At 49.9% G+C, this 1,120-nt stretch carries 2 protein-coding genes and 2 pseudogenes; 1 reads left to right on the forward strand and 3 read right to left on the reverse strand.

Features of this window, described 5'->3' with window-relative positions:
- Both H8A87_RS19115 and H8A87_RS19120 read right to left on the reverse strand, forming a co-directional pair.
- Window positions 1-261 (reverse strand): annotated as a pseudogene (locus H8A87_RS19115) (hypothetical protein); the annotation flags it as partial.
- On the reverse strand, window positions 258-464 hold the full coding sequence (locus H8A87_RS19120; RefSeq protein ID WP_198691472.1) for a transposase: 207 nt from the start codon (window positions 462-464) through the stop codon (window positions 258-260). The pseudogene H8A87_RS19115 and the gene H8A87_RS19120, both read right to left, overlap by 4 nt.
- 136 nt (window positions 465-600) lie before the next feature.
- Here H8A87_RS19120 and H8A87_RS19125 point away from each other — a divergent pair, with 136 nt between their 5' ends.
- Entirely contained in the window at window positions 601-843 is a 243-nt protein-coding gene (locus H8A87_RS19125; protein ID WP_198691473.1) for a SymE family type I addiction module toxin, read from the forward strand.
- 164 nt (window positions 844-1,007) lie between these two features.
- Here H8A87_RS19125 and H8A87_RS20665 read toward each other — a convergent pair.
- Window positions 1,008-1,120, reverse strand: a pseudogene (locus H8A87_RS20665) (IS982 family transposase); the annotation flags it as partial.

Genomic DNA, 1,120 nt, shown 5'->3' on the forward strand with positions numbered 1-1,120 from the left:
GCCTATCGCGCCCCGACTTTGGTTATCCAGCTCACGGGTCCGGATGCGCAACTGCATACGTTCCGTGTCGACAGGACGTTGCCGCCAGTCATAATAGGCACTGCGTGACACCTGAAACGTCAGACATAATTCCTTGACTGACCATCGGGAGCTCAGCCGTGTGATCAACGAATAGCATTCCTGCGCATCTCGCTCATCAGCACGGCCGCCTGCTTTAGGATCTCTTTTTCCATTTCGAGGCGTTTGACCTGTTTTTCTCATGCCTGTATCTGGCGTTGTTCAGGCGTGAGTGCTCTACCGACAGGCGTCACTCCTTGCATTTCGGCCTTGTATTGGCGAACCCATTTTCCCGGGGTGCTGGTATCGACCCCCAGTGAACGGGCAACATTGACAACCTGTTGAACGGCTTCCAGCTTAAATTCAGCGGAATATTGGCGTTTGGCGGATTTCAATTTCATCATCATACCTCATCATCATCTTAATAAGATTAGCAGGCTTTTGAGGTGTCCGGATTCAATATACCCCTACATTTAACACGGGGATGAAGTGCGACCAATACTTCACCCCTGCTCACCATAAGCAACTATCTAGGAGTTGAACATGGCTAAGGCGCATTCTAAGCAAAACCGTGCGGTAAATAAAGCCGCCAAAACAGAACGTTATTACACCGTGGGATACGTCCCGCAAAACGACAAGGCCACAGCCCCGCCCACAATACACCTTAAGGGGCAATGGCTTAAGGCCGCGGGCTTTGAGATTGGCGGCTCGGTCACGGTGAAGATCATGGAGGGCTGTTTAGTATTGATACCCGACAGTGACGAGACCAACAGCCTCAGGCAGTAATACCAGCACCAGCGAGCGCAAATCAGTGAAATTAAGCTCAGGATGCGGGAACTGATTGGCGACTATAAAAGCCGCTAAGGGCAGGGATTGAGTTGCTGTTAAAAGAACAAAGCCGGAAGATCACGGGGATCTTTCCGGCTGATTTCAAGGATTACTAATCAACCTCAACTCTGTTTAAGCACAGCGATTTCCTGATCACGTAAACCTAAGCTCGGCTTTTTCGGTTGGAACGTATAAGCAATTAAGCCTGATACAACCTCCAACAAAAAGCCGACAA

The organism is Xenorhabdus lircayensis (genome assembly GCF_016306625.1).
Taxonomy (GTDB): domain Bacteria; phylum Pseudomonadota; class Gammaproteobacteria; order Enterobacterales; family Enterobacteriaceae; genus Xenorhabdus; species Xenorhabdus lircayensis.